This is a genomic window from Streptomyces apocyni (assembly GCF_009739465.1).
In the GTDB taxonomy this organism is placed as follows: domain Bacteria; phylum Actinomycetota; class Actinomycetes; order Streptomycetales; family Streptomycetaceae; genus Streptomyces; species Streptomyces apocyni.
Genome location: NZ_WHOM01000078.1, coordinates 407,916 through 422,590 on the forward strand (window position 1 = coordinate 407,916; position 14,675 = coordinate 422,590).

General features: G+C 69.3%; 13 protein-coding genes. 10 read left to right on the plus strand and 3 right to left on the minus strand.

The window, feature by feature from the left end; genetic code table 11:
* Positions 1-137: 137 nt before the first annotated feature.
* The 3 genes from GCN81_RS30475 (at position 138) to GCN81_RS30485 (ending at position 4,646) form a co-directional block, all read left to right on the plus strand.
* Positions 138-2,240 (plus strand): AAA family ATPase, encoded by a 2,103-nt coding sequence (locus GCN81_RS30475; protein ID WP_156727765.1) that lies wholly within the window; start codon positions 138-140, stop codon positions 2,238-2,240.
* On the plus strand, positions 2,233-3,489 hold the full coding sequence (locus tag GCN81_RS30480) for an McrC family protein (RefSeq protein WP_156727766.1): 1,257 nt from the start codon (positions 2,233-2,235) through the stop codon (positions 3,487-3,489). The genes GCN81_RS30475 and GCN81_RS30480 overlap by 8 nt, the downstream gene beginning before the upstream one ends.
* 572 nt (positions 3,490-4,061) lie before the next feature.
* Positions 4,062-4,646: a DUF4352 domain-containing protein gene (locus GCN81_RS30485; protein WP_156727767.1), complete on the plus strand. Its 585-nt coding sequence runs from the start codon at positions 4,062-4,064 to the stop codon at positions 4,644-4,646.
* A gap of 429 nt (positions 4,647-5,075) precedes the next feature.
* Here GCN81_RS30485 and GCN81_RS30490 read toward each other — a convergent pair whose 3' ends face one another.
* Entirely contained in the window at positions 5,076-5,984 is a 909-nt protein-coding gene (locus GCN81_RS30490) for a ScbA/BarX family gamma-butyrolactone biosynthesis protein (RefSeq protein ID WP_197287859.1), read from the minus strand.
* Positions 5,985-6,143: 159 nt separating this feature from the next.
* On the opposite strand from GCN81_RS30490, the gene GCN81_RS30495 reads away from it, so the two are divergent.
* The 7 genes from GCN81_RS30495 to GCN81_RS30525 all read left to right on the plus strand — a co-directional run bounded on the left by GCN81_RS30495 (position 6,144) and on the right by GCN81_RS30525 (position 12,850).
* A complete protein-coding gene (locus GCN81_RS30495) occupies positions 6,144-6,782 on the plus strand; it encodes a ScbR family autoregulator-binding transcription factor (protein ID WP_156727769.1) in 639 nt (212 codons plus the stop codon).
* A gap of 59 nt (positions 6,783-6,841) precedes the next feature.
* On the plus strand, positions 6,842-7,564 hold the full coding sequence (locus tag GCN81_RS30500; RefSeq protein WP_156727770.1) for an HAD family phosphatase: 723 nt from the start codon (positions 6,842-6,844) through the stop codon (positions 7,562-7,564).
* The gene (locus tag GCN81_RS30505; protein WP_156727771.1) at positions 7,561-8,334 is read left to right on the plus strand and encodes an SDR family NAD(P)-dependent oxidoreductase; all 774 of its coding nucleotides are present in this window, start codon (positions 7,561-7,563) and stop codon (positions 8,332-8,334) included. Before GCN81_RS30500 ends, GCN81_RS30505 begins: the two co-directional genes overlap by 4 nt.
* A gap of 294 nt (positions 8,335-8,628) precedes the next feature.
* Positions 8,629-9,642, plus strand: a complete 1,014-nt coding sequence (gap, locus tag GCN81_RS30510; RefSeq protein ID WP_156727772.1) for a type I glyceraldehyde-3-phosphate dehydrogenase — start codon at positions 8,629-8,631, stop codon at positions 9,640-9,642.
* A 280-nt stretch (positions 9,643-9,922) separates the two neighbouring features.
* A complete protein-coding gene (locus tag GCN81_RS30515; RefSeq protein ID WP_156727773.1) occupies positions 9,923-10,936 on the plus strand; it encodes a Fe(II)-2OG oxygenase family protein in 1,014 nt (337 codons plus the stop codon).
* A 133-nt stretch (positions 10,937-11,069) separates the two neighbouring features.
* Complete coding sequence (locus GCN81_RS30520) at positions 11,070-11,459, plus strand: cupin domain-containing protein (protein WP_156727774.1); 390 nt, start codon at positions 11,070-11,072, stop codon at positions 11,457-11,459.
* Between the two features lie 101 nt (positions 11,460-11,560).
* Positions 11,561-12,850: an MFS transporter gene (locus GCN81_RS30525; RefSeq protein ID WP_197287860.1), complete on the plus strand. Its 1,290-nt coding sequence runs from the start codon at positions 11,561-11,563 to the stop codon at positions 12,848-12,850.
* A 62-nt stretch (positions 12,851-12,912) separates the two neighbouring features.
* Here GCN81_RS30525 and GCN81_RS30530 read toward each other — a convergent pair whose 3' ends face one another.
* Both GCN81_RS30530 and GCN81_RS32110 read right to left on the minus strand, forming a co-directional pair.
* Positions 12,913-13,689, minus strand: a complete 777-nt coding sequence (locus tag GCN81_RS30530) for a response regulator transcription factor (RefSeq protein WP_197287861.1) — start codon at positions 13,687-13,689, stop codon at positions 12,913-12,915.
* An 85-nt stretch (positions 13,690-13,774) separates the two neighbouring features.
* Positions 13,775-14,443, minus strand: coding sequence for an L-threonylcarbamoyladenylate synthase (locus GCN81_RS32110; RefSeq protein WP_197287862.1), 669 nt, complete (start codon positions 14,441-14,443; stop codon positions 13,775-13,777).
* Positions 14,444-14,675 lie beyond the last annotated feature (232 nt).

Here is a 14,675-nt window from a genome sequence, read left to right on the forward strand (position 1 = left end):
TTCCCGGAGCGCTCCGCGAACTCCCCGTCCTCGCGGAGTCCAAAACCATTGCCAGGGGCCCGGCTTGGACATGTCCCAGCCGGGCCCCTGTCTTGGTGCAGCACTTGAAATCCAGGTGATCCGGCATGATGACCGCCATGACGGACGAGATGGACCTGGGGGCGGCAGCGGCGGAATTCGACCGGACCACCGCGGCGGAGGCCGAGAAAGCCGCAGAGGACGAACGCAAGCAGGTGCTCTCGCAGTTTCCCCTGGAGCAGTGGGTGACGCTGCCGCTGTCTCGGTATGCCCTGGGACAGACCGCGCAGTCCGGGAGCGGGCCAACGTACTGTCGGCTGATCGAGTTCGGTACACCGAACCTCGGCAGCATCAAGGGCGGCAGCGCGGCGAAGCACATCATGTACCACCACAACTCCGGCGAGTGGCGGATAGCCGCACCGCTGCGTGGGATGGAGCCGCAGGAGTCGTGGGAGGAACTGCGCGGACAGTTCGTGCGGGCCTTCGAAGCCGTGGCCGCGGGGGACTTCGAGGCCGTGAACGATCTGGAAGCGCTGCGCTACGGGCAGACCCTGGTGACCAAGTCGCTGGCCACTTACTTCCCCGAGCACTTCCTGCCTATCTACGCCGGCGAGCACCTGCGCAAGTTCGTCACGCTGCTGGACGGCGCCGCTGAGAGCGACGCACCCGCCTGGGACAGTAACCGCAGACTGCTGGAACTCGTACGATCCCGTGCGGAGTTCGACGGCTGGAGCGGGCAGGAAGTCATGCACTTCCTGTACGAGAGGTTCGATCCGCGCCCGCAGCAGCGCACCATCTGGAAAATCGCCCCCGGTGAACGAGGACGGCTGTGGGACGCGTGCCGTGACGGCGGGGTAATCCGCGTGGGGTGGGACGAGCTCGGCGACTTCGGCCAGTACCAGAGCGACACCGAGCTGAAGCAGGCCCTCGACGCACACTGGCCGCGCAGCAGCGGCGGCAGCCTGACGCTCGCCCGACGGCTGCTGGCCTTCCGGGACCTGGAGGCGGGAGACCGGATCGTCGCTAACCGCGGGATGGACGAGGTCCTGGCCACGGGCACCGTCAACGGGAGCTACCGCTTCGACGCCGACCACTCCGAGTACCGGCATGTCGTCCCGGTGTCCTGGGACGTCTCCCACGCGCGGAAACTGTCGAAGCCCCAGCACGGCTGGCGGTCCACGTTCGCCAAGGTGCAGCCAGCGCTCATGGCTTGGATCACCGCGGGCCTCGCCGAGTCGGATACAGAGCCGGCGGGAACGCACGCCGGTAGCCCCGGCACGCTGCCCGAGGATGTCGCGGGCGTGCTGGAGGCACTGGAGCGCAAGGGGCAGGTGATCCTGCACGGGCCGCCCGGTACGGGCAAGACCCGGCTGGCACTCGGTACCGCCCTCGCCCTCGCCGGTCGTGCGGACGCGCTCAACTCCACGTCGGCCCGGCGGTCTACGGCCCAGGCCGAGATGCTGCGGAACGGCCGCATCCGCATGGTGACCTTCCACCCGTCCTACGGCTACGAGGACTTCGTGGAAGGCTTCAAGCCGGACCTGAGCGCCACGGGCCCCGGGCTGACCCTGGCGCTCACCGACGGCGTGTTCCACACCCTGTGCGCCCAGGCCGCCGCTCGTCCGGACGAGACCTTCCTACTGATCATCGACGAGATCAACCGGGGCGATCTGCCGCGGATCTTCGGCGAGTTGGTCACCCTTCTCGAACTCGACAAGCGCGGCCTGCCCCTCGCCCTGTCCGTCAGCAGGCGCACCTTCTCCGTGCCGTCGAACGTGCGGATCATCGGCACCATGAACACGGCGGACCGCAGCATCAGCCATCTGGACGCCGCCGTACGCCGCCGCTTCGCCTTCCTCCCGCTCGGCCCTGACCCGGACGCCGTGTCCGGCACCGTCGGCCCCCTGGAACTGGCAGAGTTCTTCGAGTCCCTGAACACCCGCATCGCCCGGCATCTCGACGCCGACCACCAGATAGGGCACGCCTACCTGCTACGCAACGGCGAGCCGATCGCCACCGAGGACGACCTGGCCGCCGCCTTCCACCACGAAGTGATCCCGCTCCTGGAGGACTACTGCCTCGGCCGCGCCGACCTGCTGCACCGCATCCTCGGCGGGCTGGTCGACGCGGACACCGGGCGTCCCGCGCTGATGTCACCGCAGGACCTCGCCGCCGCACTCGCGACCGAGTTCACCAGCGGCACGCCGGGACCCGATGCCTGACCGCACCGAGGTCAGGCTCGCAGAGTACGGTTCCGCTCTGCTCGGGGCGGAGCAGCTCACGCCCCGGGACGTCGAGCGGCTGCGCGGCCTCCATACACGCGGCCGCCTCAGCCTGGACCAGGCCCGGTCCGGGTGGCGGCTCAGGGCCGACGCGACCGTGGGCATCCTGGTGCTCGACCGCATCCGTCTGGTCATCGAGCCCAAGTTCGCCATCCCGGGCGAGCAGCTCATGCGCTGGCTCGCCTACGCCCTGGGCGCGCCGGCACCGCTCCCGGCGACGGCGCGGCGCTGGGCCACCGGCCCGGATGGCTACGCCGACCTCGTGGCCGCGGCCCTGCTGGAGCAGTGCGAGCAACTGGTCCGGGAGGGGCTGCGCCGAGACTACGTACGCCGTCAGAGCCTGGAACCCGTCCTGCGAGGACGCCTCGACGTCGCGGCCCAGGTCTCCCGGCGCTACGGGCAACTCGATCAACTGCATGTCCGCGCCTTCGACCAGGAGGCGGACATCTGGGACAACCGCGTCCTGGGGACCGCGCTGCGGGTGGCCCGCGCCCTGGCCACACGTCCCGACCTGGTCCGCGACCTCCACGCCATCGCCGACGCGTTCCCCCAGGCCCCCACCCCCGACGCGGCGCTCCGCACCCTGGACCGCACCCGGTACACACGCCTGAACGCCCGCTACCGCACAGCGCACACCTGGGCCCGCCTGCTGCTAAGCGGCGGAGGCGTGACCGACCTCCTCACCGACGACGGCATGACGGCGGACGGCCTCCTGCTGGCCATGCCCGCCCTCTGGGAGGCCGTCGTCCGGCGTCTGGCCACCGAGGCCGCCGCCCCACACGGCGGGCACACCGTCCCCAGCAGCGGCGCGACGGGCATCACCGTCCGGGGCGATCTCGGCAGCACCTCGACCTTCCGGCCCGACGTGCTGCTCAGCCTTCCGGGGCGTGCCCCGTCCGCGCGCACACTGCTGCCGGTGGACGCCAAGTACAAGCGCTACGACCGTTACGGCGTCGGTGCCGGCGATGTCCACCAGCTCCTCACCTACAGCGCCGGCTACACCCCGAATACCGACTTGCGGGCAGTGATCGTCCACCCATGTCCCGGCGGGCACTCCCACCGAGTCCTCCAGGTCAGTGGGCCGCGGGGCTCGCTCGGAAGCATCCACGTCCTGGGCGTCGACACCCTCGCGGCCCCGGAGCAGGCAGCCGTGTGGATCAGGTCGGTAGCGCCCTGGGGCGACTGGTGATCGTGCGACAGTCCGTGACCGGGCCACGAGCATGCGAGCAGTGAACTACTCAAGACAACCACGCGTGAACGCCCTGAGCGCTCATCGCCGATGCCGTCTTTCCACTTGCCCTCGGCACTTGCGCGGCCATCGTCAGCATCGACAAGGTCCAGGAACTTCAGCCAGCTGTGGCATGAAAGCGCATGCCGCTGGACTCGTTCGACAGCTCCGTCGCCTCATCGAGATCGCTTACGTCACCCAAGTCCGCAACCAGCCGCTCCATCGTTCGTCGAGGCCAGGGCCTCCGGAGTCGGCCCGGCAGAACAGTTCGGCGCACGGCGGCGGTTCGCGTTTCTCGAGTTCCGGTGCCGTCAGGGATGTCGTCGAGAACCGGCTCGTCGGCCCCGGGTGCACAGGCACGGGAAGGGCGGACACGACCTCTGGCCGTTCCTCACAGCCCTCAGCGCAGCCGGCCTCTACGCCGTCGCCGCATTCGCCACGATCGGGTGAATCTTCCCCACCTGAGGCAACCACACAACCTTTGCACCAGTCGCAAACACGCAAGCCACCATCCACGCACCCCTGGGGGGAACATGCGTCACACCCGCACCAGCGCCATCGCCGCCGCCGGACTGCTGGCCCTGACCGCATGCGGCACCGGCGAAGAAACCGTCAACACCACACCGAAGAAGACCGTAACCAAGACCGTCGAGGGAGCCGCCGACAGCACCGCCAGCAGCACCCCGGAGGCCGAGAAGAAGGCAGCCGCCGTCGGCGACACCCTTACCCTCCGCGGCTTCGAGGACGGCGAGCAACTCGACGTCAACCTGAAGCGGTGGCTCCCCACTGCCAAGCCTGCCGACGAGTACGCCGTCCCGCAGGACGGCAAGCGTTGGGCCGCCGCGCAGTTTGAGCTGGTCAATACGGGCAGCAAGGTGTACTCGGACAGCCCGTCAAACGGTGCGAAGGCGGCCGACGCGCAGGGGCAGCGTTTCGACTCCTGGTTCGGGGAGATCACAGCGGGTCCGGAGATGGCGTCTCAGGTGACGCTACCGAGGGGGGAGAAGGCATTGGGCTGGGTGGTGTTCGAGGTACCGAAGGGGTCGAAGATCGTGAGTGTCCAGTTCGGTATGAACTCGGGGTTCTCGGACGAGTCGGGGCAGTGGTCCGTGAGCTAGTCCGCCGACAGGCACGTCGGCCGGTTGCCCTCTCTCCGGCGCGCCCGAACCGGAGCCCCCAGAGCCCACCAGGCCCTTGGGGCTCCACATCCACCCAGACGTCCGCGCAGGACCACCCGATCGCTCACAGTGCCGGAATGGCTGGCCGCTCGATGCGGGCCGCGCCGTGGCTCGCAGTCGACGCGCGCCTCACCCACCCTGACGCGCCGTGGCAGCAGGGTGGCTGATCACGATGGATGCCTGCTGGGGATCCAAGGCCACCCCACCCCACCGCCCCCGGCGGGCACCGATGGGCCCACCGATGGGCACGAGAAAGCCCCCTGAAACCGCGCTTCCGCAGTTCAGGGGGCACTATGACGTGGAGCCTAGGAGAGTCGAACCTCCAATGCCCTTGAGGGTGGTAACCGCAGGTTCGGCCCTCCAGCTCGATCATGTGCGCAGCTTGAGGGATGCGGTGAACACCGACGTGCCGTTCTGTTCCGCACGCACCCTGACACCGAGGGCGCCCGTGGTGTCGTCGGGACGGACGCAGGCCTCGACCGAGCAGGCGCTGTCGAACTCGACGTAGCGAACGAAGGTGGCGTCCATGGCTGTGAGGACGGTGCGCCGGGGGTGGGCCACGGCGTTGGCAGCCTGGCGGGCGGCCTCCAGGAGGAGCATGCCAGGTACGTGGTCGACCGGATGGTCGAAGAGGGTCGGGTGCCCGAGGTCGACGCGGAGCAGGAAGCGGCCCTCGGAATCCGTGGAGGTGAGCACCACGTCGCGCTGACGCGTGCGTCCAACCAGCTCGGGGACCACCGGCTCGCCCGGCGACAGCGCCGTGCGGGCTGTCCCCGCAGGATCGGCGCGGCCGGCGCGCATGCGGCGGTAGAGCGCGAACGGGTGGTTGGTGAAGCCCACGTGGGCCGTACCGAGGAGCAGTCCGTCGCCGGTCAGGTCGATGCCCATCGTCATGGCAGACAGCCGGGCCCGTCTGCGCTCGATGTTCCCGCACGCTATCCGGAGCTGAAGGTCGGCCGGGCGGCCCTGGTCGGCAACTGCCTCCTGGCCGAGGCGGAACCGGAAGTGCTGCCAGATCTGGCGGTGGCCGAAGGGGACGTCGTACGCGCTGTGACAGAGCATGGGAATCGCCTGGCGTACGGATTCGGCAAGGAGCAGCGGGTCATGGAGACCGTGGGCGGAACGGTAGAAGGGGTGGTCGTGCGGCCAGGCCGCGGTGAGCGCATGGGTGTCGGGTCCGGTGGGCTGCCAGCCAGTGAGGAGGACTTCGGCCTCGTTGAACTTGTGTACGTACTGCTGCGGTATGCAGGTCGGGCTGGGACCTGTGGAGGGCGACATTCTGTGCGTCCTTGTGCAAGTGGTGCTGAACATGGGAAAGCGCCAGGTAGGGGGCTACATGATCGTAAAGGTCTCTATCCAGGAGCAATCACGACCCCGCAGAGGCTTGGCCATGGGCCGATTGATGTAATGTGAACCCTTTGTTCTTCGTCTGCGAGGATGCGCACGGTGGCTGAGTCGAAGCAGGAGCGGGCAGTGCGGACCCGGCGGCAGGTGCTGGTGTCGGCAGCCGAGTTGTTCGACGCGTACGGCTTCGCGGGCACCAGCATTTCGCGGATCTGCGAGCGTGCCGAGACCACCGCGGGGGCGCTCTACCATCACTTCGGTTCCAAGGAGGGTCTGGCCAAGGCGATCATGAACGCCCAGCCGGACACGATCCTTCCGTGGCTGGAGTCCGAGGGACTGCAGCGGCTGGTGGACATCACGCTGATCTGGGCCCATCAATTGCAGACAGATCCGCTTCTGCGCGCCGGTGTGCGGTTGACGGGGGAGCAGGCCACCTTCGGGGTGCAGGACGCGTCCCCGTATGAGGACTGGACCAGGATCATGGAAGAATGCCTGGGCGTCGCCGCCGAGAAGGGCGAGTTGCAGGCGGACGTCACACCACGGAACGTGGCCGAGTTCGTCGTGGAGGCGTGCACAGGTGTGCAGACCGTGGCAGCCGTGCTGACCGGCCGTTCCGATCTGGCGGCCCGTGCCGTGCGTATGTGGCAGTTCCTACTCCCCGGCATCGCGGCTAAGGACGTGGTCGTACGCATCGACCTCGATCCGGCGCGAGTCCAGGTCGAGCCTGTCTGACCGGGCCGGCGACTCCCGCACTGGGCGCCCCCGCATCGTTCCGCTATCCATGAGGACTTATGACGTACCAGCTCCGCCGGCTCTCACTGGCGGCTGTCAACATTGACGGTGTCCTGCTGAACGACACCTTCAGCCCGGTCATCCACAGCTTTCTCACCCGGCGCGGTGCCGTCTACACGCCCGACGTCGAGCGGGCGGTCCTCTCCCAGCCACGCCGGATCGCGGGCGAACAGATGGCGCGGCTGACCGGCTCCGACGCCACGAGCGAGGACATGCTCAGCGCCTATTTCGAGGAGCGGGACTCCTATCTGCGGGAACACCCCGTACAGCTGACAGAAGGTGCGGTCGGCCTGTTGCGGCGGCTGCGCGGGCTGGGGCTGCGCACGGTCTGCTACGGGGGGCTGAGCAAGGAGCACTTCGACCGCTACCTGGGCGAGTACGCGGAACTCTTCGACGGTCCGGGCTACGTGTGCACCAATGACTTCCGCCCCGGTATCCGGGAGATCACAGGCGAGGTGTTCGGGCTGACGCCCGGCGAGGCCCTGTTCATCGACGACGTGGCGCGTGTCGCCGAGGCGGCGCGAGAGCTGGGGGTGCCGTTCATCGGCCACCCCAGCAGCTTCGAGCACAGCTTCCAGCACCGGTTGATGGCCGAGGCCGGGGTACGCCACCTGGTGTCGTCACTGGACGCCATCGACGAGGAGCTGGTGCGTGTGCTGGACGCGGAGGCCGTCAGCGAAACGGTTTGGCGTACGCACGAGGGCGAAGGAGCGCCGCGATGACCGGGCAAGGTCTGCTGGCAGGCAAGGTCGCCATGATCACGGGGGCGTCGAGCGGGATCGGCGCGGCGGCCGCACGGCTGTTCGCGGCGGAGGGCGCGGCCGTGGTGCTGATGGCGCGCAGGAAGGACCGGCTGGAGGCGCTGGCCGGGGAGATATCGGCGGCGGGCGGCCGGGCGCTGGCCGTACCGGGCGATGTGACATCGGGCGGCGACGTGCGGCGCACGGTGGAGGCCGCCGTCGAGCGGTTCGGCGGATTGGACGCGGCGTTCAACAACGCCGGGTACGCGACGGTGGAGCAGTCACTGCACCAGACGGACGACGAGGTCTTCGACCGCACGATCGACGTCAATGTGCGGGGAGTGTGGAACTGCCTGCGACACCAGGTTCCCGCCATGCTGGACAGCGGCAGGGGAGGCTCGGTGGTGAACACCTCCAGTGTCGCGGGACGTTACGCGACGGGCGCGTCGGCACCGTATGTGGCAGCCAAGCACGCGGTGCTGGGTCTGACACGAGCCGCGGCGGCCGACTACGGGCAAAAGGGCATCCGGGTCAACGCACTGGTGGTCGGGAGCACCCGCACCGAAATGATGGAGCAGGTGCTGGAGGGTTCCGCCGCACTGGAAGAGGTCTTCGTGGCAAGCCAGATCCAGAAGCGGATGGCGGCGCCCCGGGAGGTCGCCGAGGCAGCTGTGTGGCTGTGCAGCGAGCGCTCCTCGTTCGTCACCGGTGTGGCGATGCCCGTGGACGGCGGCTGCGGTGCGCAGGCCTGACTCCCTGCCCCGCAGGACGTGAATTGCCCGCCGACTTGCCGAAGTCGGCGGGCAATTCGCTTCTCAGGGATACCGTGGCCGGTAAATGTAGTGGCCATGCGTAGACTCCGTAATCGAGTCCGGCCCGCCCCGGCCCTTTCCGGCACTCGTCGGAATGTCAACGGAACCACGATGAAGTCTTCCGGTCGACCTTCACCGGACTCCTGCCAGTCATTTCCAGAACACACGATCCGGCCTTCCGTTACGGGGCACCCAGGAGCTGGATTCGTGTGCGGAGAAGGGAAACCGGAGTAGATGACTCTGCGCATTGCCATCAACGGGTTCGGCCGCATCGGCCGCACCGTGGCACGGGCCGCGCTGGCCCGGACGGACGTCGACATCGTCGCGGTCAACGACCTCGCCGAACCGGAGCTGCTGGCGCACCTCTTCCAGTACGACTCCGTCCACGGCCGCCTGCCGGACGCGGTGGGCGTCGACGACGGGCATCTGGTGGTCGCGGGCCGTCGGATACGGGTGCTCCAGAGGCGCGACCCGGCGGAACTGCCGTGGGCCGAAATGCGGGTGGACGTGGTGGTCGAGTCGACCGGCGTCTTCACCGACGCGGCCGACGCCCGCCGTCATCTTGACGCGGGTGCACGGCGGGTACTGATCTCGGCGCCGGCCAAGAACGAGGACCTCACGGTCGTGATGGGCGTCAACTCCGATTCCGTCGAGGCCCGCCACACGGTGCTGTCGAACGCGTCGTGCACCACCAACTGCGCGGCGCTGCTGGCCAAGGTCCTCGACGACGAGTACGGCGTGCTGCGCGGCCTGATGAACACCGTCCACGCGTATACCAGTGACCAGCGGCTCCAGGACGTGCCGCACAAGGACTACCGGCGGGCCCGGGCCGCCGCGGCGAACATCGTGCCCACGAGCACGGGCGCGGCCAGGGCCATCGGGAAGGTGCTGCCCCGTCTGGAGGGCAAGCTGGACGGGCTCTCGATGCGTGTGCCAGTGATCGACGGTTCCGTGGTCGACCTGACGGTGGAGCTGGACGCGGTGGTGACGGCCGCGCAGGTGAACGCAGCGTTCCGTCAGGCCGCCGAGGGTGGCCTCGCCGGGTTCCTGGAGTACACCGAGGCACCGATCGTGTCCACGGACATCGTGGGCTCGCCTGCCTCGTGCACCTTCGACAGCGGGCTGACGATGGTCAGCGACCGCCCGGGAGGCGGCTCGGTCGTCAAGGTCGTGGGCTGGTACGACAACGAGGTGGGCTTCTCGCACCGCACGCTGGATCTGGCGCTGCTGGTGGGCGACACACGCTGAGACGTACCTGCCGCCAGGACGACGGCCGCCTTCCCGCACAGGGGAGGCGGCCGTCGTCGCTTTCTGCCCGCTTTTCCACCGCCGCCATTTCCGTGTCTGCCCTTCGCCTTTTCACTGTCCACCTTTGGTGGAGTCCTCTCGGCGCAGGCTCCACCTTCCGACGATCCACCCTTCCGAAGATCCACCCCCGGACGATGCCGATGGGTATTTCACTGGGCGAGAATCCATAGGACCGGAACACAGACGCATTTTTGTGTCACGCGCAGAGAATTGGTTACCGATGGAACCCATCTACGTATTTTCCGATGCCGAGCGCGGGGAGCTCTTCTCGGTCCTCCAGGGCATCGGCAAGAGCCCGTACGAGGACTATCTGACGTTCAGCCGCGCGGTGACCGATGTCATCGACCGGGGTGAGGTTCCCGCTTTCTTCGCGCAGGCGTGCGAGCAGATCCGTGCGGACCGGCACAGCGGGGCCGGCCAGGCGCATGTGCTGCGCAACGTGCCGCTGGACGCCGAGATCCCGGTGCTCGACCTGGACGACCCGGTCGCCGACAAGCACCTGAAGAAGAAGACGTACATCGGTGAGGCCCTGCTGGAGCTGTTCAACCAGCTGCTGGGCACCCCGCTGCTGTCGTACGGCACCCGTTTCAACGGTGACTTCTTCATCGACGTCATCGCCATCAACAAGTACAGCGGCATGCAGACCGGGTTCAGCGACAGCGAGCTCGTCTACCACAACGACCGCACCGCGCACCCGGTGCGTGCCGACCACATCTCGCTGCTGGGTATGCGCACCCCGGACACCGACTACATCTACACGGGCTTCGTGGACGGCCGCGCCCTGCTGGCCGAGCTGACCGGGGAACAGCAGGAGGTGCTGCGTCAGCCGTACTTCCACACCCCGTACGACGTGTTCTCACAGGACAACAACGGTGCCCTGTCGGTCTCAGAGGATCACGCCATCCTGGAGAACGAGCACAGCTTCCGCTACCTGGACACCACCACCACGGTGACCCAGCAGGCGCCTGAGGCGGCGAAGGACGCACTGCTCGCGCTGAAGAACGCGCTCGTTCGCGCGCAGAAGCAGAGGCACCGCATCCTGACCGGCGACCTGTTCACGTTCGCCAACCAGGACGGGCTGCACAGCCGGGACAAGATGGAGATCAACGACCCGGAGCAGGCGCGGCAGCGGTGGCTGCTGAAGACCTACGCCTTCCGGGACCGGGCGGCCATGGACCGGCATGCCGACAAGTGGCTCGACGGGGTGGCCGGCCGCGTCGGCGACGGCACCTGAGCCGCACCCCGCCCCATGACCGGCGGCTGGTACGTCCGACCGGCTTCCCCCGCCGGGGTGTACCGGCCGCCTTCTGGGCCTTTCCGGCCCGCGTCTTCGTCCCGTGTTCCGCGCGTCCCCCTGAGGAATCGTCATGTCCACCAGCACCCTTGCCGAGCAGCTGCCGCGGCTGTTCGCGTCCCTCCCGTCCGGTGAGTTCGGCCCGGACACCCTGAAGTTCGAGCCGCTGATCAGCGACGGCCGGGTCGGCGCCGAGATCCACCGGCTGTACTCCACCGCGCAGACCGGGCCGCAGGGTCCCGCGGCCGCAGTGGTGCGCTATCTGCCCGGGGCGACGGCCGAGCCGCATCTGCACCCTGGCTACGAGCTGATCTACGTGCTGAGCGGTGAGCTGGAGACGGAGGGAGGCGTGCACCCCACCGGCAGCCTCCTGCTGCTGGAGCCGGGCAGTGTGCACGCCCCGCGGAGCCCCAAGGGCTGCCTCGCCCTCGTGGTGTGGGAACAGCCCGTGCAGCCTGCCTGATCCCCCATGAACGCCGGGCGGGGTGTGTCCTGCCCGGCAGTCCTCCCCCTTCTTCTCTTGCGCGCTCGCGAAGCGCGTCCCAGGCTCCGGAAGGAGTGAGTGTGTCAGTCTCCCCGCCCACCGCATCCGAGGCGCCGGGCGCCGGGCCGGCGGTGAAGTCCGCCGGCCGGTTCGGTCCGAACCACCGGTGGACCGTCCTTGGCATCGGTGTCGCGGCGCAGGCGAGTTTCTCCGCCGCGTTCGCGGGAATCCCCGTCACCGGCACAGTGATGCGCTCCGAGTACCACCTGTCCACCAGTCAGCTCGGCATCGTCTTGGGCGGCATCCTGCTGGGAGTCGCGGTCTCCGAGATCCTGTGGGGGATGCTGACCGATCGTTACGGCGACCGCCGGGTGCTGATGACGGGACTGGCATCGACCGGCGCCGTACTGGCTCTGATGGCGGTGTTCGCCGTGCCTTCGGGCGGTGCCGTGCCGGGTGTGGCACTGCTGACCGTCTGCATGCTGCTGGTCGGACTACTCGGCGGCAGTGTCAACGGCTCGTCCGGCCGGGCCGTGATGATCTGGTTCCACGAGGGACAGCGCGGCTTCGCCATGAGCATCCGGCAGACCGCGATCCCGGCGGGTGGTGCCATCGGTGCGGCGCTGCTGCCGTGGCTCGCGAACAGCCATGGCTTCCGGCCGGTGTTCGCGGTGCTTTCGGTGTTCTGCTTCGTCACGCTGGCCGCCACCTGGCGGTGGCTGCACGAGCCGGAGGAGACGGGGGCGGCAGCAGCCCCCGCGGCCGCGGGCGGGCAGGCGGACACCCGTTCGCCGCTGCGCCGCTGGGACTGCTGGCGGCTGGCGCTGGCCAGTGCGCTGCTGACGATGCCGCAGATCGCGGTGCTGTCCTTCGCCGGCATCTTCCTGCACGACGCGAAGGGCGCGGGTCTGGTCATCGGCAGCGTCACCATCCTGGTGGTGCAGATCGGCGGTGCGGTGGTCCGGGTGTGGAGCGGGCGCTACACCGACCGGAAGAAGAACCGGCGCTCGTACGTCCGGTTCATCGGGGTGGCGACGGGTGTCGCGATGGCGGGCGCGGCAGTGCTCAGCTCCGGGCCGGTTCCCCTGGTCGCGGCGGCGCTCGCGGTGGGCGGCATGCTTGCCAACGCCTGGCACGGGGTCGCCTACACGGAGATCGCGGCGATGGCCGGGGCACAGCGGGCGGGTACGGCGCTGGGTTTGGAGAACACGACGGCGTTCACCGGCGCGTTTCTGACGCCCCTGCTGATTCCGCTGCTGCTGGCCGGTACGTCATGGACGGTGGTGTGGGCCCTGCTTGCGGTGGCCGCGCTGGTGGCGGTGCCGCTGGCACCGGGCAGGACGAGCGCTCCGGTGCGGTCCGGAGCCTGACGGACCGCGTGTGCGCGTCCGCGCCCGTGCCCCTTTCGCGGGGTGCGGGCGCGGTCATGTGTTCAGACGGCGTCGCGCCGCGCGAGCTCCGTGTCGGCGCCGGTGTACCGGGTCCGCTGGACGAGCAGCACGGCCTCCACGCGGTTGCGGGTGTTCAGTTTGGTGAGCGCGTGGGAGACATGGCTCTTCACCGTCGCCGGGGACAGGGTGAGAGAACGGGCGACCTCGGCGGTGGACAGGCCGTCCGCGAGGAGGTCGAGGACCTCGCGCTCACGGTGGGTGAGAGAGGCGAGCAGCCGTTCGGAGGCAAGCCGGCGTCCGCCGCGGGCGGGCCGGGGCCGGGCGCGGGCCTGCGAGGCGTCGAGCGGGGGACCGGGGTCGGCCGTGAGGAGGGCCATGAGGGCGGGTGAGAGCACGAGGTGCCCATCAGCGACGGCGTGTGTGGCCGTGGCGAGGCGACCGATCTCGGTGTCCTTGACGAGGAAGCCGGTGGCGCCCGTGTGAAGTCCGGCTTCCAGCCGGGGGCCGGTCCAGCCCGTGCCGACTACGAGAACCCTCCGGCCGTCGTCGGCGAGCCCGCGGGCGGCAGCGGTGAACTCGTCCTGGGCACCCACTGCGATGACCACCACGTCGGCGTGAGCCACGGGCCATTCGGCGACGGGCCGGTGACTGTCGACACAGCGGATGTAGTTGAGCTGGGGTGCGTCGCGCAGCACGGTGCCCAGCACCCGGCGGGAGATCGGGTCGTGTTCGGCGAGGACGACGCCGGGTCTGTGTTCTTCCACGAGGGGAACACCCTCACCGGACGGCCAGTGGTCGCGCAGTGACCGTATGAGCATGTTTGCTCCCTCTTCGTACCTCGTCGCAGGGACTGGGGACCGTTGTCCGGAACGGGCCGGGCGCACGGTGTGCCGGCTGGGCGGGTCACACCGAGGCGGGGGACTCCAGGCCGGGCAGGTGCTGGCGCAGCACATCGGTGCCGACGGCACCTTCGCGGACGACACGGGCGCGGGGCCCGGCGACGGAGACGACCGTGCTGCTGGAGGCCGGGCGGATGCCACGTACCTCGTCCTCGGCGTCTTCAACAATGAGGTCGGCGGCGGCACCGAGTGCGGTACGGATGACGGCCAGGTCCGTGGACTTGGTGCCGTCAGAGGTGCCCACATTGGCGGAGGCGGCAGCGAGCGGCAGTCCGCTGTAGAGGGAGAGCAGGTTCAGGGTGCGGCAGCTGTTGTGGATGACCGCCACGGTGCCTTCGTCGGAGACCAGACAGGCGGGCAGGACCGGGCGGGCGAGGGCAACGATGTTCAGCGGGCCGGGCCAGGTCTCGTCGAGCAGCCCTTGCAGCCCGGGGTGGTCGGGGGCGTAGGCCCAGCGCCGCCATTCGGTGGGCGCGGACACCAGCAGGGACAGCGGGGTGTCGGTGGGTCGCGGCCGGGCCGCCCGCAGCCGCCCGGTCGCGACGTCGTTGAACGGGTCGCAGAACAGTCCGTAGCCGAGGTCGGTCGGGGCGATGACGAGTGCGCCTCGCCTCAGCCGGTCCGCGGCCGAGACCAGGCTCTGGGTGTCGTCGAATCGCACGATGCGGGTCAAGGAGGTTCCCCCTGTACTGAAAAAGTTCGCTGGACCCTCCGGCCGTCGCCCGGGCCGGCACGGCCGCCGGGTGGTTCCCGGTTGGGATGGTACGGCCCGTTCTGGGGCGGGTTTTGCGAGCGGTGCGCATGGCGGATCGTGTCCGGGCGGGCCGCGCGGAGCCCGGCGCGGGCCAGCCTGACCGTCCCCGGCGGCAGGACTGGGCGGGCCGGCCCGGGGGCGGGAGCCAGGT

Bases quoted from the DNA above. Each gene is read 5' to 3' on its own strand.
- GCN81_RS30475 (WP_156727765.1), top strand. From the start codon at position 138: ATGACGGACGAGATGGACCTGGGGGCGGCAGCGGCGGAATTCGACCGG.
- GCN81_RS30480 (WP_156727766.1), top strand. From the start codon at position 2,233: ATGCCTGACCGCACCGAGGTCAGGCTCGCAGAGTACGGTTCCGCTCTG.
- GCN81_RS30485 (WP_156727767.1), top strand. From the start codon at position 4,062: ATGCGTCACACCCGCACCAGCGCCATCGCCGCCGCCGGACTGCTGGCC.
- GCN81_RS30490 (WP_197287859.1), bottom strand. From the start codon at position 5,984: ATGTCGCCCTCCACAGGTCCCAGCCCGACCTGCATACCGCAGCAGTAC.
- GCN81_RS30495 (WP_156727769.1), top strand. From the start codon at position 6,144: ATGCGCACGGTGGCTGAGTCGAAGCAGGAGCGGGCAGTGCGGACCCGG.
- GCN81_RS30500 (WP_156727770.1), top strand. From the start codon at position 6,842: ATGACGTACCAGCTCCGCCGGCTCTCACTGGCGGCTGTCAACATTGAC.
- GCN81_RS30505 (WP_156727771.1), top strand. From the start codon at position 7,561: ATGACCGGGCAAGGTCTGCTGGCAGGCAAGGTCGCCATGATCACGGGG.
- gap (WP_156727772.1), top strand. From the start codon at position 8,629: ATGACTCTGCGCATTGCCATCAACGGGTTCGGCCGCATCGGCCGCACC.
- GCN81_RS30515 (WP_156727773.1), top strand. From the start codon at position 9,923: ATGGAACCCATCTACGTATTTTCCGATGCCGAGCGCGGGGAGCTCTTC.
- GCN81_RS30520 (WP_156727774.1), top strand. From the start codon at position 11,070: ATGTCCACCAGCACCCTTGCCGAGCAGCTGCCGCGGCTGTTCGCGTCC.
- GCN81_RS30530 (WP_197287861.1), bottom strand. From the start codon at position 13,689: ATGCTCATACGGTCACTGCGCGACCACTGGCCGTCCGGTGAGGGTGTT.